Source organism: Nocardioides zhouii (genome assembly GCF_004137345.1).
In the GTDB taxonomy this organism is placed as follows: domain Bacteria; phylum Actinomycetota; class Actinomycetes; order Propionibacteriales; family Nocardioidaceae; genus Nocardioides; species Nocardioides zhouii.
The window spans coordinates 70,004-89,904 of sequence record NZ_SDWV01000002.1; the positions used below are offsets into that span (position 1 = coordinate 70,004).

Annotated in this window: 20 protein-coding genes and 1 tRNA gene; 9 read left to right on the plus strand and 12 right to left on the minus strand. The window is 70.1% G+C overall.

Annotated elements, in window-relative coordinates; all coding sequences use genetic code 11:
- Positions 1-3 precede the first annotated feature (3 nt).
- Entirely contained in the window at positions 4-1,500 is a 1,497-nt protein-coding gene (locus EUA94_RS02085; protein WP_129424233.1) for an aldehyde dehydrogenase family protein, read from the minus strand.
- A 124-nt stretch (positions 1,501-1,624) separates the two neighbouring features.
- Entirely contained in the window at positions 1,625-2,455 is an 831-nt protein-coding gene (locus tag EUA94_RS02090; RefSeq protein WP_129424235.1) for an IclR family transcriptional regulator, read from the minus strand.
- A gap of 103 nt (positions 2,456-2,558) precedes the next feature.
- On the opposite strand from EUA94_RS02090, the gene purU reads away from it, so the two are divergent.
- Together purU and EUA94_RS02100 are read left to right on the plus strand one after the other, a co-directional pair.
- A complete protein-coding gene (gene purU / locus EUA94_RS02095; RefSeq protein ID WP_129424237.1) occupies positions 2,559-3,431 on the plus strand; it encodes a formyltetrahydrofolate deformylase in 873 nt (290 codons plus the stop codon).
- 32 nt (positions 3,432-3,463) lie between these two features.
- Positions 3,464-5,143, plus strand: coding sequence for a formate--tetrahydrofolate ligase (locus EUA94_RS02100; RefSeq protein ID WP_129424239.1), 1,680 nt, complete (start codon positions 3,464-3,466; stop codon positions 5,141-5,143).
- Between the two features lie 18 nt (positions 5,144-5,161).
- Here EUA94_RS02100 and EUA94_RS02105 read toward each other — a convergent pair whose 3' ends face one another.
- Entirely contained in the window at positions 5,162-6,601 is a 1,440-nt protein-coding gene (locus EUA94_RS02105) for a trimethylamine methyltransferase family protein (RefSeq protein ID WP_129424241.1), read from the minus strand.
- Positions 6,602-6,738: 137 nt separating this feature from the next.
- Here EUA94_RS02105 and EUA94_RS02110 point away from each other — a divergent pair, with 137 nt between their 5' ends.
- The 5 genes from EUA94_RS02110 to EUA94_RS02130 are packed head-to-tail and all read left to right on the plus strand — an operon-like array spanning position 6,739 to position 11,665.
- Entirely contained in the window at positions 6,739-7,536 is a 798-nt protein-coding gene (locus EUA94_RS02110) for an IclR family transcriptional regulator (protein WP_165356768.1), read from the plus strand.
- Positions 7,533-8,198: a corrinoid protein gene (locus EUA94_RS02115; RefSeq protein WP_129424245.1), complete on the plus strand. Its 666-nt coding sequence runs from the start codon at positions 7,533-7,535 to the stop codon at positions 8,196-8,198. The genes EUA94_RS02110 and EUA94_RS02115 overlap by 4 nt, the downstream gene beginning before the upstream one ends.
- On the plus strand, positions 8,198-9,082 hold the full coding sequence (locus tag EUA94_RS02120; RefSeq protein ID WP_129424247.1) for a dihydropteroate synthase: 885 nt from the start codon (positions 8,198-8,200) through the stop codon (positions 9,080-9,082). The genes EUA94_RS02115 and EUA94_RS02120 overlap by 1 nt, the downstream gene beginning before the upstream one ends.
- Positions 9,079-11,070 (plus strand): ASKHA domain-containing protein, encoded by a 1,992-nt coding sequence (locus EUA94_RS02125; protein ID WP_207210365.1) that lies wholly within the window; start codon positions 9,079-9,081, stop codon positions 11,068-11,070. Before EUA94_RS02120 ends, EUA94_RS02125 begins: the two co-directional genes overlap by 4 nt.
- Positions 11,009-11,665 (plus strand): DUF1638 domain-containing protein, encoded by a 657-nt coding sequence (locus EUA94_RS02130; protein WP_165356769.1) that lies wholly within the window; start codon positions 11,009-11,011, stop codon positions 11,663-11,665. The genes EUA94_RS02125 and EUA94_RS02130 overlap by 62 nt, the downstream gene beginning before the upstream one ends.
- On the opposite strand, the gene EUA94_RS02135 is transcribed toward EUA94_RS02130, so the two are convergent.
- The 3 genes from EUA94_RS02135 to rplJ form a co-directional block, all read right to left on the minus strand.
- Positions 11,662-12,507 (minus strand): methylenetetrahydrofolate reductase, encoded by an 846-nt coding sequence (locus tag EUA94_RS02135; RefSeq protein WP_129424249.1) that lies wholly within the window; start codon positions 12,505-12,507, stop codon positions 11,662-11,664. The genes EUA94_RS02130 and EUA94_RS02135 overlap by 4 nt on opposite strands.
- A 155-nt stretch (positions 12,508-12,662) precedes the next feature.
- Positions 12,663-13,049 carry a 50S ribosomal protein L7/L12 gene (gene rplL / locus EUA94_RS02140; RefSeq protein ID WP_129424251.1) on the minus strand — a complete coding sequence of 129 codons (387 nt, stop codon included), beginning with the start codon at positions 13,047-13,049 and terminating at the stop codon, positions 12,663-12,665.
- Between the two features lie 78 nt (positions 13,050-13,127).
- Complete coding sequence (gene rplJ / locus EUA94_RS02145; protein WP_129424252.1) at positions 13,128-13,793, minus strand: 50S ribosomal protein L10; 666 nt, start codon at positions 13,791-13,793, stop codon at positions 13,128-13,130.
- Positions 13,794-14,082: 289 nt separating this feature from the next.
- Between rplJ and EUA94_RS02150 the strand changes: the two genes are divergently transcribed.
- The gene (locus tag EUA94_RS02150; RefSeq protein ID WP_165356770.1) at positions 14,083-15,072 is read left to right on the plus strand and encodes a DnaB-like helicase C-terminal domain-containing protein; all 990 of its coding nucleotides are present in this window, start codon (positions 14,083-14,085) and stop codon (positions 15,070-15,072) included.
- A 4-nt stretch (positions 15,073-15,076) separates the two neighbouring features.
- Here EUA94_RS02150 and EUA94_RS02155 read toward each other — a convergent pair whose 3' ends face one another.
- The 6 genes from EUA94_RS02155 to EUA94_RS02180 all read right to left on the minus strand — a co-directional run bounded on the left by EUA94_RS02155 (position 15,077) and on the right by EUA94_RS02180 (position 18,766).
- The gene (locus EUA94_RS02155) at positions 15,077-15,958 is read right to left on the minus strand and encodes an SCO4651 family lipoprotein (protein ID WP_129424256.1); all 882 of its coding nucleotides are present in this window, start codon (positions 15,956-15,958) and stop codon (positions 15,077-15,079) included.
- A 144-nt stretch (positions 15,959-16,102) separates the two neighbouring features.
- Positions 16,103-16,825: a 50S ribosomal protein L1 gene (gene rplA, locus EUA94_RS02160; RefSeq protein ID WP_129424258.1), complete on the minus strand. Its 723-nt coding sequence runs from the start codon at positions 16,823-16,825 to the stop codon at positions 16,103-16,105.
- Between the two features lie 62 nt (positions 16,826-16,887).
- Complete coding sequence (gene rplK / locus EUA94_RS02165) at positions 16,888-17,316, minus strand: 50S ribosomal protein L11 (protein WP_129424260.1); 429 nt, start codon at positions 17,314-17,316, stop codon at positions 16,888-16,890.
- A gap of 107 nt (positions 17,317-17,423) precedes the next feature.
- Complete coding sequence (nusG, locus tag EUA94_RS02170) at positions 17,424-18,287, minus strand: transcription termination/antitermination protein NusG (protein WP_242494622.1); 864 nt, start codon at positions 18,285-18,287, stop codon at positions 17,424-17,426.
- Positions 18,288-18,393: 106 nt separating this feature from the next.
- Positions 18,394-18,651 carry a preprotein translocase subunit SecE gene (gene secE, locus EUA94_RS02175; RefSeq protein WP_340640847.1) on the minus strand — a complete coding sequence of 86 codons (258 nt, stop codon included), beginning with the start codon at positions 18,649-18,651 and terminating at the stop codon, positions 18,394-18,396.
- A gap of 42 nt (positions 18,652-18,693) precedes the next feature.
- Positions 18,694-18,766: transfer RNA gene (locus EUA94_RS02180), tRNA-Trp, on the minus strand.
- 116 nt (positions 18,767-18,882) lie between these two features.
- Between EUA94_RS02180 and EUA94_RS02185 the strand changes: the two genes are divergently transcribed.
- Positions 18,883-19,899, plus strand: coding sequence for an adenosine deaminase (locus EUA94_RS02185; protein ID WP_129424262.1), 1,017 nt, complete (start codon positions 18,883-18,885; stop codon positions 19,897-19,899).
- Positions 19,900-19,901: the final 2 nt, after the last annotated feature.

Genomic DNA, 19,901 nt, shown 5'->3' on the forward strand with positions numbered 1-19,901 from the left:
GGCCTACCCCGCCCCGCCCGGTGAGGAACCGTCCGGTGAGAACCAGTGCTGCACGGCCGGCCGGATGTTGTGCCAGACGTGCTTGGTCTCGCGGTACTCCTCGAGCCCGACCAGGCCCAGCTCGCGGCCGGTGCCCGACTGCTTGTAGCCGCCCCACTCCGCCTGGGGGACGTAGGGGTGGTAGTCGTTGATCCACACGGTGCCCATCCGCAGGCGACCGGCGACGCGTTGCGCGCGGCCGGCGTCCTGGGTCCACACGGCGCCGGCGAGGCCGTAGATGCTGTCGTTGGCGATCGTCACCGCCTCGTCCTCGTCGCGGAACGTCTCGACGGTGAGTACCGGACCGAACGACTCGTCCTGGGCCACCGACATCGAGGTGGTGCACCCGTCGAGGACGGTGGGCAGGTAGTAGAAGCCGTCGGCCAGGGCGGGGTCGTCGGGGCGGGCACCGCCGCAGCGCAGCACCGCTCCCTCGGCGAGACCGCGGGCGACGTACGCCTCCACCTTGTCGCGGTGAGCGGCGCTGGTCAGTGGCCCGGTCTCGGCCGCGTCGTCGAACGGGCCGCCGAGCCGGATCTGCTGCGCCCGCGCGACGAGCGCGTCGACGAAGGCGTCGTGGACCGACTCCTCCACGAGCAGCCGCGCGCCGGCCGAGCAGACCTGCCCGGAGTGCAGGAACACGGCGGTGAGCGCGTAGTCGAGGGCGACCTCGAGGTCGGCGTCCGCGAACACGATGTTGGGGTTCTTGCCCCCGAGCTCCAGGGCGACCTTCTTGACCGTCGCGGCCGCGGCGGCGGCGATCCGGCGACCGGTCTCGAGACCACCGGTGAACGACACCATGTCGACGCGGGGATCGGTCGACAGCGGCGCACCGGCGGTGGCACCGGCACCGAGGACCAGGTTGCCGACCCCGGCCGGCAGTCCGGCCTCGGCCAGCAGCCGCATCAGGTGGATCGCGGAGTGCGGCGTCAGCTCGCTCGGCTTGAGCACGAAGGTGTTGCCCGCGGCCAGGCACGGTGCGACCTTCCACGACACCTGCAGGAGCGGGTAGTTCCAGGGCGTGATCAGCCCGCACACACCGATGGGCTCGTGCACGATGCGGCTGACGACGTCGGCGTTGCCGGTGTCGACCACCCGGCCCGACTCCTCCGCGGCGATCCGGCCGTAGTGGCGGAACACCGAGACCACGTCGGCGACGTCGTACTGCCCCTCGACGAAGCGCTTGCCCGTGTCGAGCGCCTCCATCCGGGCGATGTCGTCGGTGTCGCGCTCGAGGAGGTCAGCGAGCCGCAGGAGCAGGTCGCCCCGCTCGCGGCTGGAGGTGTGCGGCCAGGGGCCGTCGTGGAACGCGGCGTGGGCCGCGGCGATGGCCGCCTCGGTGTCGGCCGCACCGGCCTCGTCCACCTCGGCGACGAGGCTGCCGTCGGCCGGACAGCGGATCTCCCTGAGCTCACCGGCGCGCGCGGTGACCCACGCTCCGTCGATGTGGAGATCCGGCACGCGTCCTACCCTCGGTGAGTTTTGTTGCGCATGTCGCAACCGGATGCTCCGAGCGCAACCAGCCAGACACCCGAAGGATGCTGTGAGGACACCCTCCCGTCAAGGGTGGTCGAGACAGCGTGACCTATCGGTGACCCCAGCCGAGGCGGTGCGAGACCTCCAGTGCGGCACTCTGCACCAGTCGTACGACCTCGGCCACCCGCTCCTCGGGCAGCCGGAAGGACGGCCCGGAGACGCTCATCGAGGCGACCACGTCGCCGTGCGCGTTGCGGATCGGCGCGGCCACGGCGGTGAGGCCGACCTCGAGCTCGTCGATCGCGACGGCGTACCCCTGCTCGCGTACGCGGTCCAGCTCCGCGCGCAGCTGGGCCCGTCCGGTGATCGTGTGGGGCGTGTACGTCGCCAGCTTGCCGAGCACCGCGTCGAGGCCTGCGTCGTCGAGGCCGCAGAGGAGGACCTTGCCGTTGCTGGTCGCGTGCAGCGGGATGTGCTGGCCGACCCAGTTGTGGGGCTGGAGAGCCGAGGACCCGGCGACCTGGTCGAGGTAGAGCGCGGAGCTCTCCGCCAGGACGGCGAGGTTGACCGTCTCGCCGGTGTCGGCCGCCAGCTGGCGCGAGATCGGCCGCGCCTCCTGCACGAGGTCGAGCCTGGCCGTGGTCGCGCCGGCGAGCCGCAGGATGCCCATCCCGAGGCGGTAGCGGCCGCGATCGCTGGTCTGCTCGACGAGGCGGTGCGCCTCCAGGGTGGCGACCAGCCGGAACGCGGTGCTCTTGTGCACGCCGAGCTCGACGGCGATCTCGGTGACCCCGGACTCGCCGGTGCGCGCCAGCACCTCGAGGATGCCCAGTGCACGATCGACCGACTGCACTCCGGCGCCGGTCACCGCGGAGCTCACGAGCACCGCTTCTCCGGCCCGGTCCTCGGTCTGGTCCGGCGTCCCGACCACGTTCGCCATGGGTGGACACTAGCGCAGCCGCTGTTGCGTATCGCAGACTGCGTTCCGTCGAGCGCAACAGCATCGGACCCCACCACGCTCCCCCCACGCTCCAGGAGACACCATGCCCGCGGGCCAAGACGTTGCCGAGTACGTCCTCATCCTCTCGTGCCCGGACCGCCCCGGCATCGTCCACGCCGTCTCCGGCTTCCTCGTCGAGCACGGCGCCAACATCGTGGAGAGCCAGCAGTTCGGCGACCGCCTGACCGACCGGTTCTTCATGCGGATCGCCTTCGTCGCCGACGCGTCCACGGGTGCCGACCACCTGCGGGCCGAGTTCGCAGGCGTGGCCGAGCGGTTCGGGATGGAGTTCGAGCTGTGGGCGGCCGCCGCGCCCTACCGCACGCTGATCATGGTCTCCAAGCACCTGCACTGCCTCAACGACCTGCTCTTCCGCGCCAGCACCGGCGCACTCCAGATCGAGATCCCGGCCGTGGTGTCCAACCACCCCGACGCCGGCGCGCTCGCGCGGTCGTACGGCATCGACTTCCACCACGTCCCGGTCACGCCCGACGCTCATTCCAAGGCCGACGCGGAGAAGCGGCTGCTCGAGCTCGTCGACGAGACCGGCTCCCACCTCGTCGTCCTGGCCCGCTACATGCAGGTGCTGTCCGACGACCTGTGCCGCCAGCTGTCGGGGCGCGCGATCAACATCCACCACTCGTTCCTGCCGAGCTTCAAGGGCGCCCGGCCCTACCACCAGGCGTTCGATCGGGGCGTGAAGCTGGTGGGCGCGACCGCGCACTACGTGACCGGCGACCTCGACGAGGGCCCGATCATCGAGCAGGACGTGCTGCGCGTGGACCACGGCTACGACCAGGACCAGCTCGTCTCGGCAGGCCGCGACGTGGAGGCGCAGGTGCTCTCGCGAGCGGTGCGCTGGCACGCCCAGTCGCGGGTGCTGCTCAACGGGGACCGCACCGTCGTCTTCCGCTGAGGAGACGACACCACCACAGGAGGAACCAGGGCATGCAGTCCGACATCGAGATCGCCAACGCCGCCGTCCTGCGCCCGATCCGGGAGATCGCGCAGGAGACGCTCGGGATCGGCGAGGAGCACCTGGTCCCGTACGGCCACTACAAGGCCAAGGTCGACATCGGCTACCTGAACTCCCTGACGGACCGACCGCTCGGCAAGCTCGTGCTGGTGACGGCGCTGTCCCCGACGCCGCCCGGCGAGGGCAAGACGACCACGACCGTCGGCCTCACCGACGCGCTCCACGGGATGGGCCACCGCACCGTGGCGTGCCTGCGCGAGCCCTCGATGGGCCCTGTGTTCGGCATGAAGGGCGGCGCGGCCGGCGGCGGCTGGAGCCAGGTCGTGCCGATGACCGACATCAACCTGCACTTCACCGGCGACTTCGCCGCGATCGCGGCGGCCAACAACCTGCTCGCCGCGCTGATCGACAACCACGTCCACCACGGCAACGAGCTCGACATCGACGTACGCAGCGTGACGTGGAAGCGCGTGATCGACATGAACGACCGGGCGCTGCGCGAGGTCACCGTCGCCCTCGGCGGGCACGCCAACGGCTTCCCGCGCTCCGACGGCTTCGACATCGTCGTGGCGTCCGAGCTGATGGCGATCTTCTGCCTGACCGAGTCGTGGGCCGACCTCAAGAAGCGCATCGGCGACATCGTCGTCGCCTACGACCGGTCGACCCAGCCGGTCACCGCGCGTGACCTCAACGCGCACGGCGCGATGGCCGCTCTGCTGCGCGACGCGCTCGCCCCCAACCTCGTGCAGACCCTGGAGGGTGCGCCGGCCTTCGTGCACGGCGGTCCGTTCGCCAACATCGCCCACGGCTGCAGCTCGGTGATGGCGACCCGCGCCGGGCTCCGGCTCGCCGACATCGTCGTCACCGAGGCCGGTTTCGGTGCCGACCTGGGCGCCGAGAAGTTCGTCGACATCAAGTGCCGCAAGTCCGGGCTGCGACCCGACGTCGCCGTCGTCGTCGCGACCGTACGCGCCCTGAAGTACCACGGCGGCGTGGCCCTCGCCGACCTCGGCACCGAGGACGTCGCGGCGGTCGAGGCCGGCATGGTGAACCTGCGCCGGCACCTCGACAACGTGCGCAACGTCTACGGCATCCCGTGCGTCGTCGCGGTCAACCGCTTCCCGACCGACACCGAGGCGGAGGTGGCGCGCGTGGTCGAGCTCGTGGCGGACGCGGGCGTGCAGGCCTTCCCGGCCACCCACTTCGCCGACGGCGGCAACGGCGCGAAGGACCTCGCCGAGGGAGTGCTGGCCTCGCTGGCGCAGCCCTCACCCCACGAGTTCTCCTTCACGTACGACGACGACGCCTCGCTGACCGAGAAGGTCGAGGCCATCGCCACCCGGCTCTACGGCGCCGGCATCGTGACGTGGGACGCGAAGGCCCGCCGCCGCCTGCTGCGGATCGAGCGCGACGGCTACTCCGGCCTGCCGGTCTGCGTCGCCAAGACGCAGTACTCGTTCTCGACCGACCCCACGTCGCTCGGTGCACCGTCGGGCCACGAGCTGCACGTCCGGGAGGTACGCCTCTCGGCCGGCGCCGGGTTCGTGGTCGTGGTCTGCGGCGACATGATGACCATGCCCGGCCTCCCCCGCGACCCGTCGGCGGCCCGCATCGACCTGGCCGACGACGGCACGATCCTCGGGCTCAGCTGAGCCCGAGGACGGACCGGCTCAGTCGCCGAGCTCGGCGCGACGCCGGATGACGTAGTCCTCGAGCTCCTCGCGGATCGCGTCGTCGATCGCCGGCTGCTCGTACTCCGCCAGGGTCTTCTGGTAGGCCACGGTGGCGCGGTCGTTGGCGTCGTTGCCGCCGTTGCGCATCCACCGCTCGTAGTTCTCCGAGGAGGAGAGCAGCGGTCGGTAGAAGCAGGTACGGAAGCGCTCCATGGTGTGCGCCGCACCCAGGAAGTGGCCGCCGTGGCCGACCTCCTGGTGGGCGTCGAAGGCCATCGAGGCCTCGTCGATCTCCAGCGGCGTGAACTCGTGGCGGAGCATCTGGAGCAGCTCGATGTCGACGATGAACTTCTCGTAGCCGGCGACCAGGCCGCCCTCGAGCCAGCCCGCCGAGTGCATCACCCAGTTGGCGCCGGCCAGGAAGGTCGGCATCAGCGTCATCAGCGCCTCGTAGCCCGCCTGCGCGTCGGCCACCTGCGACGACGTCAGGCCTCCACCGGTGCGGAAGGGCAGCCCGAAGTGCCGGGCGATCTGGCCGGTGCAGAGCAGGCCGATGCCGGACTCGGGCGTGCCGAACGTCGGCGAGCCGGACTGCATGTCGATGTTGGAGAGGAACGACCCGAAGATCACCGGGGTGCCGGGGCGGATCAGCTGGGACAGCGCGATGCCCGACAACGCCTCGACGATCTGCTGGACCAGCGCCGCGGGGATGGTCACCGGCGACATCGCGCCCATCAGGATGAACGGCGTGAGGACGACGGGCTGCCCGGCGCCCGAGTACTCGAACTGGGCCTCCAGCATCCGGTCGTCCCAGCGCAGCGGCGAGTTGCAGTTGATGAGCGAGATCGTCGCCGGGGTCTGCTCGATCGCCTCGCGGGAGCCGAAGAGGATCGAGGACATCGCGATCGTGTCGGCGGCGTTGACGCCGGACACCACGTTGCCCATGTAGATCTTGTCGGTCAGCGTCTGCAGCGCGTACGTCATGTCGAGGTGCCGGCTGTCGAGCGGGGTGTCGTTGGGCTCGCAGATGACGCCGCCGGCCGAGTCGAGCGCCGAGAACGACTGGGCCAGCTTGGTGAAGTTGCGGAAGTCGTCCATCGTCGCGTCGCGGCGTACGTCGCCCTGCCGCACGAACGGCGGTCCGTAGACCGCGCCGAAGGCCATCGAGTCGCCGCCGATGTGGATGTTGTTCGCGGGGTTGCGGGCCTGCACGTCGAACTCGCGCGGCGCCTTCGCCACCTGCTCCAGCACGAAGTCGGGGTCCAGGAAGACCGTGTTGCCCTCCACCCGCTGGCCCGCCTTGCGGAACAGCTCGAGGGCACGGTCGTCCATGAACTCGACGCCGATCTCGGTCATCAGTCGCCGCCAGCCCTTGTCCAGGGTGGCCATGGCGTCCTCGGACAGCACCTCGTAGCGCGGCATCGTGTTGCGGAACACGGGTCCTCCTGTGGGACGAACGGGGGGTGGCGGGTCTTGACCTCGACTCATGACGGCTCTTAGCCTCATGATGTGGAACACGGTTCCACATGATGGAACCTGTGGGAACCCCTCCGGCGCAAACGAAGGAGCTGTCCGTGAGCGAGGCCGCTACCGGCACGCGAGCGCTGGACCGCGCCACCGACCTGGTGGCCACGGTGGTCCACGCCGACGAGCCGATGTCGTTCGCCGACCTCCAGGACGCCAGCGGCCTGGCGAAGTCGACAACGTCCCGCCTGCTCACCGCCCTCGAGCGCTCAGGCCTGGTGGAGCGCGACCCGGCGGGGTCCTACGTCGCCGGCCGTTTGTTCTGGCTGTACGCCGCGCGGCACGACCCGTGGGAGGAGCTGGTCCGGCTCGCCCGCCCGGTCATGGAGCGCACCGGCGCCGGCACCGGCGAGACCGTCCACCTCAGCGTCACCCGGGGCGAGCGCGTCGTGCAGGTCGCCCAGGTCGACTCCACCTACCTCCTCGGCACCCGCGACTGGACCGAGGTCGACGTACCCGTCCACTGCTCCGCGCTGGGCAAGGTCTTCCTCGCCTGGCACGCGCTCGACATACCCGCGGGCGAGCTCGAGCGGCCCACCCCGGCGACGATCGCCGACCCCGCCGAGTTGCGCCGCGACGGCGTACGCAGCCGTGACCGGGGCTGGGCACTCACGTGCGACGAGCTCGAGATCGGGCTCACCGGCATCGCCGTCCCCGTCTTCGGCATCCACGGCGACGTCGTCGCCTCCCTCGGGGTCTCGGGACCCACCCCCCGGCTGGAGGGGCGGCTCGACGAGCTCGGCCACCACCTGCTGGACCAGTCCACCGCGCTGTCGACACTGCTGCGCGGCCCTGCTCACACCGACCCTGCCCGCCGAACCGCTCGTACCCAGGAGGTGGTCGCATGACCCCCGAGGAGATCCTGCAAGCCCTCTACGACGAGACGCTGGTCGGCAATGCGCCGCGCGTGCTCGAGCTGACCAACGAGGGCCTGACCCTCGACATGGAGCCGCAGACGCTGCTCTTCGACGCCCTCATCCCCTCCCTCGAGGAGGTCGGGGCGCGGTTCGAGCGCGGCGACTTCTTCGTCCCGGAGATGCTGATCGCCGGTCGTGCCATGTCCGGCGCGATGGAGCGGCTCCGGCCACTGCTCGCCGAGACCGGCGTCCAGACCATCGGCAAGTTCCTGATGGGCACGGTCAAGGGCGACGTCCACGACATCGGCAAGAACCTCGTCAACATCATGCTCGAGGGCGCCGGCTTCGAGGTGATCGACCTGGGCGTGCAGGTCGCCCCGGAGAAGTTCATCGAGGCGATCGACCTGCACCAGCCCGACATCGTCGGCTTCTCGGCGTTCCTCACCACGACGATGCCGATGTTCAAGGCCAACATGAACGCCCTCGAGAAGGCCGGCATGCGCAACGACGTGATCGTGATGGTCGGGGGTGCCCCCGTCACCCAGGAGTACGCCGACGCAGTGGGCGCCGACGGCTACGCGGCCGACGCCTCCCAAACCGTGAAGCGCGCCAAGAGCCTGATCGAGGCCAAGCGCACCAAGGTCCCTGCCTGATGGCGGCCGAGCCCCTCCGGACCGTCCTCCGCTCGGCCACCCGCGAGCACGTCATCGGCCACGAGAACCGCTTCACCCTCATCGGCGAGCGGATCAACCCCACCGGCCGCCGCATCTTCCAGGAGCAGCTGCGCGCGGGCGACTTCTCCGCCATCGAACGCGACGTCAAGGCGCAGGTCGAGGGCGGCGCCGACGTGCTCGACATCAACATGGGCGTCCCGTTGACCGACGAGCCCGAGCTGCTGGCCAAGGCCGTGCAGATGGTCCAGGAGCTCTGCGACCTCCCGATCTGCATCGACTCCTCGGTCGTCGAGGCGCTCGAGGCGGGGCTCGCGGTCTACCAGGGCCGCGCGCTGGTCAACTCGATCACCGCCGAGGACGACCGCATGGCGGCGATCCTCCCGCTGGTCAAGAAGTACGACGCCGCGATCATCGCGCTCCCCAACGACCACGACGAGATCCCGATGGAGGCCGACAAGCGCGTCGACCTCACCGCCAAGATCATCCGCGTGGCCACCGAGGAGTACGGCATCGCCCAGGCCGACATCGTCATCGACCCGCTGGCCATGCCCATCGGCGCCGACGCGGGCACCACCCTGGTGACCTTCGAGGTGATGCGACGGATCCGCGACGAGTTCGGGGTCAACATGACCTGTGGCGCCTCCAACGTCTCGTTCGGCATGCCGGGTCGGCACACCCTCAACGGCACCTGGCTGCCCATGGCCATGACCTCCGGCCTGACCAGCGCGATCATGGACGCCCGGACGCCCCACGTCGTCGAGGCAGTCAAGGCCGCCGACCTGTTCCTGGGCCACGACGACTGGGGCTCGGCCTGGATCGCGGCCCACCGCGCCAAGCTGGCAGCGGAGGCGGCCTCAGCGTGAGCGACACGCCCGAGGGGCCGGAGGGGCCGGACTTCTCGCTCGCCGACGTGGCCCGCGAGGGCCTCATGGAGAGGCCGGGGGTCGACGCCCCCTCGCACGACGGCACCGGGCGCGTGGACCTCACCTTCACCATCCACGGCAAGGCGGAGGACGGGGCCGTGCTCCCGCCGACGCAGCGCGGCGTACGCGTGCCGCCCGGCGTGACGGTCTTCGACGCCGCGTCGTGGAACGGCATCGCGATCGACTCGACCTGCGGCGGCCACGGCACCTGCCACAAGTGCAAGATCCAGGTCACCACCGACGTCGAGGTGCCGGTGACGCGGCACGACACCCGCACCTTCACCCCGGCCCAGCTCGCGGAGGGCTGGCGGCTGGGCTGCCTCGTCCACGCGACGCGCGACCTCGCCGTCGAGGTGCCCTCGCTGACCACGCGGCCCAAGGCCGCCACCGTGGGCATCGGCCGGCAGGTGATCCTGCGACCGGCACTGCAGAAGCGCTACGTCGAGCTGGCCGAGGCCACCCTCGCCGACCAGCGCACCGACCTGGTCCGCCTCACCGACGCCATCGACGACCTCGAGCTGACCGCCGACCTGCACGTCCTCCGGCGCCTCTCGACCGTCCTGCGCCAGGCCGACTTCAAGGTCACGGCCGTGGTCCTCGATGAGGCGTTGATCGACATCGAGGCGGGTGACACCACCGCGGCGCGCTACGCCATCGCCTTCGACCTCGGCACCACGACAGTCGTCGGCACCCTCCTCGACGTCGGCACCGGGACGCCGATGGCGGTCGCGTCGATGCTCAACGCCCAGCAGCCGTTCGGCGGAGACGTCATCACCCGGATCAGCGCCACGATGATGGACCCCGAGGCCCTCGGCCGGCTGCAGCGGGCTGCTGCCACCACGTTGTCCGACCTCGCCCGCGAGGTGTGCCGCGAGGCGGGCGTGGACCCCCAGCAGGTCTACGAGGTCGCCGTCGCCGGCAACGCCACGATGACCGCCCTGGTCCTCGGCATTGACCCCGAGCCGCTCGGGGTGGCCCCGTTCGTGATGTCGTCCGCCCAGCCGCCCTCGGTGCTCGCCTCGGAGATCGGGCTCAGCCTGCACCCGCGCGCGCGGGCGTTCTTCTTCCCCGCCCTCGGCGCGTACGTCGGCGGCGACATCGTGGCCGGCATGCTCGCCACCGGCATGGACCGCGACAAGCGGACCCGGCTGTTCATCGACGTCGGCACCAACTGCGAGATCGTCCTCAGCGACGGCGAGACCATCCTCTCCACGGCCGCTCCCGCCGGCCCGGCCTTCGAGGGCGGGGCGATCCGCTGCGGCATGCGCGCCGCCGACGGCGCCATCGAGGTGATCAAGGTCGATCCCCACGCCGAGGGCGACGACCCCCCTGTCACCCTCGGGGTCATCGGCGACGTCGAGCCGATGGGCCTCTGCGGCTCCGGGCTCGTGGACGCCGTCGCCGAGCTCGTCCGGGTCGGGCTCCTCGACAGCACGGGTCGACTGGTCACCGACGAGGCGGCCAAGGAGATCGCCCCGGCCCTCGCGGACCGCCTGGCCCGCATCGGTGAGGAGCGGGTCTTCATCCTGCACCGCCCCACACCGGACGCCGACACGGTGGAGTGCGTCTACCTGTCGCAGCGCGACGTGCGCGAGCTCCAGTTCGCCAAGGCTGCCATCTCCACCGGCTGGTCGCTCCTGCTCGAGGAGCTCGGCCTCGAGCACCGCGACGTGCAGCAGGTCCTGCTCGCCGGGTCCTTCGGCAGCTACCTCTCCCCCGCGTCCGCGGTCCGCATCGGCCTGGTGCCCCAGCTCCCGGTGCTGCGCATCGTGGCCGCGGGCAACGTCGCCGGTGAAGGGGCGAAGATGGCCCTGCTCTCGGTGCGCGAGCGCGCCGGTGCGCTGGCGCTGCTCGAGGAGGTGACCTATGTCGAGCTCTCGGACCGCCCCGACTTCAACGACGCCTTCGTCGAGCAGCTCTCGTTCTGATCGCTCCGGACGGGTCGCCCTGATCGCCTGCGGCGCGATCGCCCAGCCCGCGGCCGCGGTCGTCGAGCGCCGCGCCTGGCCCGTCGACGTACACCCGCTCCCACCGCTGCTGCACAACCACCCCGAGCGGATCGCCGCCGAGGTGCGCGCCCTGGCCGAGCAGCTCGGCGAGTCGTACGACCGGGTCGTCATCGGCTATGCCGACTGCGGGACGTACGGCGCCCTCGACGAGGTGTGCCGCGAACTCGGGGTGGCGCGGCTGCCCGGACTGCACTGCTACGACCTGTACGCCGGCCCGTCCCGACTGGAGACGTTCTTCGACGAGCAGCCCGGCACCTACCTGCTGACCGACTTCCTGGTCCGGTCCTTCGCCCGCACGGTGCTGCAGGAGATGGGCCTCGACCGCTACCCCGAGCTCCGCGACACCTACTTCGGCAACTACACGCGCGTCGTGTGGCTGGCCCAGGACCCCGACGAGGAGCTGCGCGCCCAGGCCGAGGCCGCGGCGGCGAGCATCGGCCTGCCCCTCACCGTGGTGGAGACCGGGGACCACGGGCTCGAGCAGGCCCTGGCCGACCTCGTCCTTGCCGTCTAGTCGCGGAGGCGCTCAATCATGTCGGTGCGCCAGGCTTCGGTCTCGCCGATCTGGTTGAACGTGAAGACGTGGAGGCCCTCGACGAGCGCGTTCTCCTCGCCGAGGGCGGGGGCGCACTTCTCCAGGAAGCTCTCGCCGGTGAACCCGCCAGGTGCGGCGAGCCGGGCGAACAGGCCCTTGTTCTTGGCGAGGAACTTCGTCGACTCCCCCACCCCGATCTTCGTGGCCATGCCGAGCAGCTTGGTGCGCTCGACCGGACCGGGGATGCCGAGCAGCACGGGCATCGCGACACCGCGGGCACGCAGCCGCCGCACCCAGTCGCGTACGACGGCCGGGTCGAACGTCAGGTTGCTGACGATGTGCGTGGCATGGCGACGCTTGTCCCACATGGACTGCACCGTGAGGTCGTCGTGGATGGTCGGGTGCGACTCGGGATAGCCGGTGATCCCGACGTGCGAGAACGGCGAGCCGAGCGCCTTGAGGTCCTCGAGCAGCGCGAGGGCGTCCGGGTAGTCGCCGACCGCCTCGGCGTCCCCACCCGGGACGAACACGCTCGTGATGCCCTTGCCCCGGAGCCGCTCGACGATCTCCTCGAGCTCGCTCCGCCCGGACACCATCCGGGCGGCGATGTGGGGAACGACGGTGTAGCCGTGCCCGGCCAACCGCTCCGTCAGGTCGAAGGTGGACTCCAGACCCTTGGACGGCGAGGCTGTCACGGTGATGGTGCGCTCGCGCGGCACGTGGGCGAGCACCTTGTCCTCGGTGGTCGCCGTGGGCAACACCTCGTAGCGAGCGTTCTCCAGCAGGCGGGTCAGCGTCGCAGCGGTGCTTTTGTTGCGCATGGAGCAACTCGTTTCGTGATGCGCATCGATTGCGCCCACTCTAGTGCGTCCGGGCGTCCCGCGACAGACCGGAAATACGCCGAGGGCGGCCACCCGTGTGGGGTGGCCGCCCTCGGACGGTCGACGGCCGGTCGCGAGACCGGGCCGTCAGGAAGTCACTTGACGGTGACCGTGGCGCCGGCGGCCTCGAGGGCCTCCTTCGCCTTCGCGGCCGCAGCCTTGTCGACCTTCTCGAGGATCGGCTTCGGGGCGGCCTCGACGAGGTCCTTCGCCTCCTTCAGGCCGAGGCTCGTGAGGGCGCGCACCTCCTTGATGACGTTGATCTTCTTGTCACCAGCGGCCTCGAGGACGACGTCGAACTCGTCCTGCTCGGCAGCGGCCTCGGCACCGGCGGCCGGGGCGCCCGCGGCGGGGGCAGCGGCGACCGGGGCAGCGGCGGTGACGCCGAAGGTCTCCTCGAACTCCTTCACGAACTCGGAGAGCTCGATGAGGGTCATTTCCTTGAACGCGTCGAGCAGCTCGACGGTGGACAGCTTCGCCATGGTGGCGGTTCCTTCCGTATGTGGCGCGGGAGCGGGTGCGTCCCGTGCCGGGGTTTCAGGTGGTGTACGTCGGCCTGGTCAGGCGTCCGTGGACTCGGCGGCCGTGTCGGCTGCCTCGTCGGTCGCCTCGGGCTCGGCGGCCTCCTCAGAAGGGGAGACCTCCTCGACCGGGGCGTCCTCGGCAGCGGGAGCATCCGGCGTACCGGCACCACCTGCGAGGATCGAGGGGTCCTCAGTCGCCTTCGCCTCCAGGGCGCCGGCGAGCCGGGCGACCTGGGCGAGCGGGGCGTTGAGGAGGTAGACGGCCTGGGACAGCGAAGCGAGCATGCCGCCCGCGAGCTTGCCCAGCAGCACCTCACGCGACTCGAGATCGGCCAGCTTGGCGATCTCTGCAGCGTCGAGGGACTTGCCGTCCAGGACACCGCCCTTGATGACAAGAGCGGGGTTTGCCTTGGCAAAGTCACGCAGACCCTTGGCGGCCTCGACCACGTCTCCATTGATGAAGGCGATGGCAGTGGGGCCGGTCAGCAGGTCGTCGAAGCCTTCGATTCCCACCTCGGTGGCGGCAATCTTGGCAAGCGTGTTCTTGACCACGGCGTAGTGGGCGTTCTCGCCGAGGGAGCGCCGCAGGTCCTGCAGCTGCTTCACGGTGAGACCGCGGTACTCGGTCAGCACAGCGCCGGCGGCATCGTTGAACGAGTCAACGATCTCCGCAACGGCGGCAGTCTTTTCTGGCCGCGCCATGGGTCTCCTTCCGGTGTCGACCACCGGCGCCCGGCCCACAGACGACGAACGCCCCGAGCGCAGGCTCAGGGCGTGGATGCGGCGAGGCCGCTGCTCTGTCACCTGCGCCGGCCGTTCGCTGCTGCGAACCTTCGCATCCCGAGCGTTGGAGCTCGTGATGAACCTGCGGTCTTGGGTTTCGAGATGGAACAGTACGCCCCGGCTCCCGGACCAGACAAATCGCGGGCCGCCCGCGGCAAACACGGCATTCACCTCCCGCGGGGGGCCCAACACTGGTTCGATGGTCCGCGTGGATCAACAGCTCACGACCGTCGGGGCCTCGCTCGCCCGCAGCGACGAACGCATGCTCACTGGACGCAATGCTGCGGGCCGGGTCTGGAAGACCGGCTTCGGCGGGCTCGACCCGCTGATCGGCGGCGGCATGCGAGCCGGGTCGCTGATCCTCCTCGCCGGTCCGCAAGGTCTCGGCAAGTCGACCTTCGCACTCCAGGTCGCCCGCAACAACGCGGCGACCGGACGCCCGGTCCTCTACTTCTCCTACGAGCACGACGCCGAGGACATGACGCAGAAGCTCATCGCCATGGAGGCCGGCGAGCTCGACGACTCCGACCAGGTCCGGATGACGAGCATCCGCTCGATCTTCGACGACCTCTGGGTGAGCTCGCTCGACCACCGTCTCGAGTCGGTGCCCTCGGGCGTCGAGGCGCTGGCCCGGGTCTCCCACTACTCCGAGATGCTCTTCGTGCACCGCTCGACCGGCACGCGCACCGACCTGGCCGCGATCCAGGCCGCGATCGAGGCCGTACGCGAGCTGGCCGGCACGACGCCGCTGGTGATCATCGACTACCTGCAGAAGGTGAAGTCGTCCTTCACCGACGACGAGGCCCGGTCCACCGAGGTCGTCGAGGGGCTCAAGGACATCGCGATCGACATCAGCGCTCCCGTGCTCGCCATCGCGGCGGCCGACAAGGAGGCGCTGCGCTCCGGGCGCCGGATGCGCGCCAACGACCTCCGCGGATCCAGCGCCCTCGCCTACGAGGCCGACGTGGTCCTGGTGCTGAACAACAAGTTCGACATCGTCGCGCGCCACCACCTGACCTACAACCTCAGCAACGCCGAGCGGTTCCGCGACTTCGCGGTCCTGACCGTCGAGAAGAACCGCTTCGGCCGCGACGGCGTCACGATGCAGTTCCGCACCCGCTTCGACCAGGGCCGCTACGAGGCCGAGGGCACCGAGGTCAAGGAGCAGCTGATCGACGAGCGGGTCTTCCGCGAATAGGGGTTCACATGCCCGGCGCCTGGGTGACCTGGCTGGCCGGCGGGGCCTCGATCTCGACGTCGGCGCCGAAGTCGGCGTACGTCCCCTCCGTGGTCGACGTGGTCGGCGCACCGCCACCGGAGGCCTTCACCTCGACGGTCTGGGTGAACCGGCGCGGCAGGTTGTCGGCGTCGACCCACATGTCGGTGACCAGTTCCTTGGGCAGCATGTCCGCCATCGCGGCGGGGAACTCCATGGCCTTGAGGTACTGCGTCGGGTCCATCGTGATCCGGTAGTGGTTGGTCTCCACGCCGTCGACGTCCTCGCTCCCGACCAGCTCGAGCTTCTTGGGTGACTCCATCGCCTTGAACATCACCTCGGGGTCGGTCGCCTTGCCGATCATCCCGAAGAGCGAGTTGGGGTCGCTGAGGTCGATCTTGAGCCACTTGTCGCCGGTGCCGAAGCTGGGGGACTTCATGTACATCGCCTTGTCGACGAGGATCATCTCCATCGCCTGGGCGCCGGTGCCGGTGGCCTTCATCTCGACCCCCTCGTCGGCGAAGCGCGCCTCGCCGGCCATCTCCTGCGCCTGCCCGGCGCTGTCGGAGGTCGTGGTGAAGGTGAAGGTCTCGGCCTCACGCAGTGCCGCCATGACGGACGGGTAGAAGTCGTCGACCGACAGCTCGGCGAGCGAGGCCTCCGCCCCCTCCTCATCGGGCTCGGGCTCGGGCTCGGACTCCTCCTCGGCGGTGTCGGTGGCCTCGTCCGTGCTGGCATCGGTCGAGTCGTCGCTGCTCGAGCTGGAGTCGGTGGACCCGGAGTCGTCGCCGCACGCGGACACGCCCACTCCGATGGTGAGCACCAGGGCGGCCGTACCGAGGCGGCGGGAGAGAGAGGTGAGGCGCATGGGAGCTCCTGGTTGCGGTGGCTGGTGGGGCGGCGCGAGCGCCTGACCCGGTTCTACCCGATGGTTCCACACCGAAACGGGGCCGGACACACAAACGGCCCGGCCGCCCCCGAGGGGCGACCGGGCCGGTGCGGCTCGGGTGGATCAGGCCTGGACGGCCTCGTCCTCCGAGGCGACGTTCTTGACGCGGTTGGGGTCCACCTGGATGCCGGGGCCCATCGTCGTCGAGACGGTGATCTTGCGGATGTAGCGGCCCTTGGAGCTGGCCGGCTTCAGACGCAGCACCTCGTCGAGGGCGGCGGCGTAGTTCTCCGCGAGCTGGAGCTCGGAGAAGGACGCCTTGCCGATGATGAAGTGCAGGTTCGAGTGGCGGTCGACGCGGAACTCGATCTTGCCGCCCTTGATGTCGGTGACAGCCTTGGCGACGTCGGGGGTCACCGTGCCCGTCTTCGGGTTCGGCATGAGGGAGCGCGGGCCGAGGACGCGGCCGAGGCGACCGACCTTGCCCATCATGTCGGGCGTCGCGACGACGGCGTCGAAGTCGAGCCAGCCGCCGGCGACCTTCTCGATCAGCTCGTCGCTGCCGACGAACTCGGCGCCGGCCTCACGGGCGGCGTCGGCCTTGTCGCCGGTCGCGAACACGAGGACGCGTGCGGTCTTGCCGGTGCCGTGCGGGAGGTTGACGGTGCCGCGGACCATCTGGTCGGCCTTGCGCGGGTCGACACCCAGGCGCATGACGACGTCGAGGGTCTCGTCGAACTTCTTCTTGGAGCCGCTCTTGGCGATCTTGATGGCGGCCAGCGGGGCGTAGAGCTCGTCCTGGTCGAACTGCTCTGCCGCTGCGCGGTAGGTCTTGCTGCGCTGCATGTTCTTCTCGTTTCTGTGGTGCGAAGGATGTGGTTAGCGAGCCAGCGCGGCTCTCCCACGTTTCAGTCGGTCGTGACGCCCATCGAGCGCGCAGTGCCCTCGACGATCTTCATGGCCGCATCGATGTCGTTGGCGTTCAGGTCAGGAAGCTTGGTGGTCGCGATCTCGCGGACCTGGTCCTTGGTCAGCTTGCCGACCTTTTCCTTGTGCGGGACGCCGGAGCCCTTGGAGAGGCCGGCGGCCTTCTTGATGAGCTCGGCGGCCGGCGGGGTCTTGGTGATGAAGTCGAACGAACGGTCCTCGTAGATGGTGATCTCGACGGGGATGACGTTGCCGCGCATGGACTCGGTCTGGGCGTTGTAGGCCTTGCAGAAGTCCATGATGTTGACGCCGTGCGGGCCGAGCGCCGTACCGACCGGCGGGGCCGGCGTGGCCGAACCGGCCTGCAGCTGCACCTTCACCAGCGCTGCGATCTTCTTCTTCGGAGGCATAGCCGTCCTTCTCTTTCTCTCGTGTGGTCACGACGAGGGCACTTCGCCCTCTGCCACGGGTTGTCGCTACTGCATTGTCGGGCCGACACGCGGCCCGGACGAAATCGTCAGACCTTCTGGATCTGCGAGAACGAAAGCTCGACCGGGGTCTCCCGGCCGAAGATCTCGACGAGCGCCTTGACCCGCTGGGACTCGGCGTTGATCTCGGTGATCGTCGCGTGGAGCGTGGCGAACGGACCGTCGACCACCATGACCGAGTCGGACACGTCGAAGTCCGCGACCTCGACCGGCTTGCGCGGCGTGGTGCTGGTGCCCTTCTCGCCCGAGGCGGCGGCCTCGGCCTCGGCGGCCTGGACGACGGCCGGCGCGAGCATGTCCTCGACCTCGCTCATGCTGAGCGGGACGGGCTGGTGGCTGTGGCCCACGAAGCCGGTGACGGACGGCGTGTGGCGTACGGCCGACCAGGACTCGTCGGTGAGGTCCATGCGAACCAGGACGTAGCCGGGCAGGACGGTGCGGGTGACCATCTTGCGCTGGCCGTTCTTGATCTCCGCGACCTCCTCGGTGGGGACCACGATCTCGTGGATGTAGTCCTCCATGTTGAGGGAGATGATGCGGTTCTCGAGGTTGTGCTTGACCCGCTTCTCCATGCCGGAGTAGGTGTGCACGACGAACCAGTCGCCCGGCTTGGCCCACAGCTCGCGGCGGAACGCCTCGAGCGGGTCGTTCTCCTCGGGCTCGGCGGGCTCGCCGTCCGTGTCGTCGTCCGTTTCGTCGTCCGCGTCGTCATCCGCGTCGGCGACCTCGAGGCTGTCCTCGGCCGTCTCGTCGGCGGCGTCCTCGAGGCTGTCCTCGGTCGTGTCGTCGGCGGGCTGCTCCACGAGGACCTCCTCGGGGGAGTCCTCCGGGGTCGTCTCGTCGCTGGACTCGACCTGGTCGTCGACCTGGTCCACGTCGCTGTTCTCAGACACGTCTCACTCCGTACGTTCGTTGGTGCTGCCGGGGCCGGTCACCGGGACCGGGGCCGGGCGCACCCGGCGGGGACACGAGCGGTGGGGTCCATCGCTCGGCCGTCGATCACTGGGTGGAGGAGCCACCGGCGAAGATCTGGAAGACGAGCTTCCCGAAGGCCAGGTCCAGGACCGTCACCAGGGCCATCATGGCGATCACGAAGACCAGCACGACGAAGAAGTAGGTGATCAGCTGCTGCTGGGTGGGCCACACCACCTTGCGGAGCTCGGCCACCACCTGGCGCATGAACGTGACGGGGCTGGTGCGCCCACGGTCGTCACCGCGCGAGTCGCGCCGGTCCTGAACCGCGTTGCCGTCGGCCACGTTTCCCACCTTCTCGTTGTTGCTGTGTGCAGTGCTTCCTCGCAGGGCACGAGGGACTTGAACCCCCAACCTTCGGTTTTGGAGACCGATGCTCTGCCAGTTGAGCTAGTGCCCTCCGGTGGCTTTCAAACCCCATCTGGGGCATGCCGAAGCATCTGGCGAAACCACCAATCGGGAAGCATACGGGGAGGGGGCCAGCGCCGTCGAACCGAGGCATGCCAAGGTAGGGCCGTGGATGGGCACCGTGACGTATCGGCCCTGCCGAAAGCGCACCTGCACCTCCACTTCACCGGATCGATGCGTCACCCGACGCTCCTGGAGCTCGCCGAGCGCGACGGGATCGTGCTGCCCGACTCGCTGGTGGAGGACTGGCCACCGCAGCTCAGCGCGGCGGACGAGAAGGGCTGGTTCCGGTTCCAGCGCCTCTACGACGTGGCGCGCTCGGTGCTGCGTACGCCCGACGACGTACGCCGCCTGGTGCTGGAGGCGGCCGAGGACGACGTCCGTGACGGCGGGCGCTGGCTGGAGATCCAGGTCGACCCGAGCGGGTACGCCGCGCGGTTCGGCGGGATCACGGAGTTCACCGACCTGGTGCTCGACTGCGTGCGCGACGCCACCGAGCGCACCGGGCTCGGCATCGCGGTCGTGATCGCGGCCAACCGCACCCGCCACCCCCTCGACGCCCGGACGCTGGCCCGGCTCGCGGCGCAGTACGCCGGTCGCGGCGTGGTCGGCTTCGGTCTCTCGAACGACGAGCGGCGCGGTCGCACCGAGGACTTCGCGGCGGCCTTCCAGATCGCCGAGCGGGCCGGGCTCCTGCTGGTGCCCCACGGCGGCGAGCTGCGCGGGGCCGACCACGTCCGCGCCTGCCTCGACAGCCTCGGGGCGCAGCGGCTCGGACACGGCGTACGCAGTGCTGAGGACCCGGAGCTGCTGGACCGGATCGTGGCCGCCGGGGTCGCGCTGGAGGTGTGCCCGGTCTCCAACGTCTCTCTCGGCGTCTACTCCGACCTCACCTCGGTGCCGCTCCCCCAGCTCCTGGCGGCGGGCGCGACCGTGGCCCTGGGTGCCGACGACCCGCTGCTCTTCGGCTCGCGACTGGCCGGCCAGTACGCCACGATGCGTGCCGCCCACGACCTCGACGACGGGACCCTGGCCCGTCTGGCCGAGATGTCCTTCGCGGCCTCGCGGGCTCCGTCGGACGTGGTCGAGGCGGCCCGCCGCGACATCGCCGCCTGGCTCGCCTGACC

Excerpts from the sequence above, each read along its gene's own strand:
- EUA94_RS02090 (WP_129424235.1), bottom strand. The coding sequence starts at position 2,455 with ATGGCGAACGTGGTCGGGACGCCGGACCAGACCGAGGACCGGGCCGGA.
- purU (WP_129424237.1), top strand. The coding sequence starts at position 2,559 with ATGCCCGCGGGCCAAGACGTTGCCGAGTACGTCCTCATCCTCTCGTGC.
- EUA94_RS02100 (WP_129424239.1), top strand. The coding sequence starts at position 3,464 with ATGCAGTCCGACATCGAGATCGCCAACGCCGCCGTCCTGCGCCCGATC.
- EUA94_RS02115 (WP_129424245.1), top strand. The coding sequence starts at position 7,533 with ATGACCCCCGAGGAGATCCTGCAAGCCCTCTACGACGAGACGCTGGTC.
- EUA94_RS02120 (WP_129424247.1), top strand. The coding sequence starts at position 8,198 with ATGGCGGCCGAGCCCCTCCGGACCGTCCTCCGCTCGGCCACCCGCGAG.
- EUA94_RS02130 (WP_165356769.1), top strand. The coding sequence starts at position 11,009 with ATGTCGAGCTCTCGGACCGCCCCGACTTCAACGACGCCTTCGTCGAGC.
- EUA94_RS02135 (WP_129424249.1), bottom strand. The coding sequence starts at position 12,507 with ATGCGCAACAAAAGCACCGCTGCGACGCTGACCCGCCTGCTGGAGAAC.
- rplL (WP_129424251.1), bottom strand. The coding sequence starts at position 13,049 with ATGGCGAAGCTGTCCACCGTCGAGCTGCTCGACGCGTTCAAGGAAATG.
- rplJ (WP_129424252.1), bottom strand. The coding sequence starts at position 13,793 with ATGGCGCGGCCAGAAAAGACTGCCGCCGTTGCGGAGATCGTTGACTCG.
- EUA94_RS02155 (WP_129424256.1), bottom strand. The coding sequence starts at position 15,958 with ATGCGCCTCACCTCTCTCTCCCGCCGCCTCGGTACGGCCGCCCTGGTG.
- rplA (WP_129424258.1), bottom strand. The coding sequence starts at position 16,825 with ATGCAGCGCAGCAAGACCTACCGCGCAGCGGCAGAGCAGTTCGACCAG.
- rplK (WP_129424260.1), bottom strand. The coding sequence starts at position 17,316 with ATGCCTCCGAAGAAGAAGATCGCAGCGCTGGTGAAGGTGCAGCTGCAG.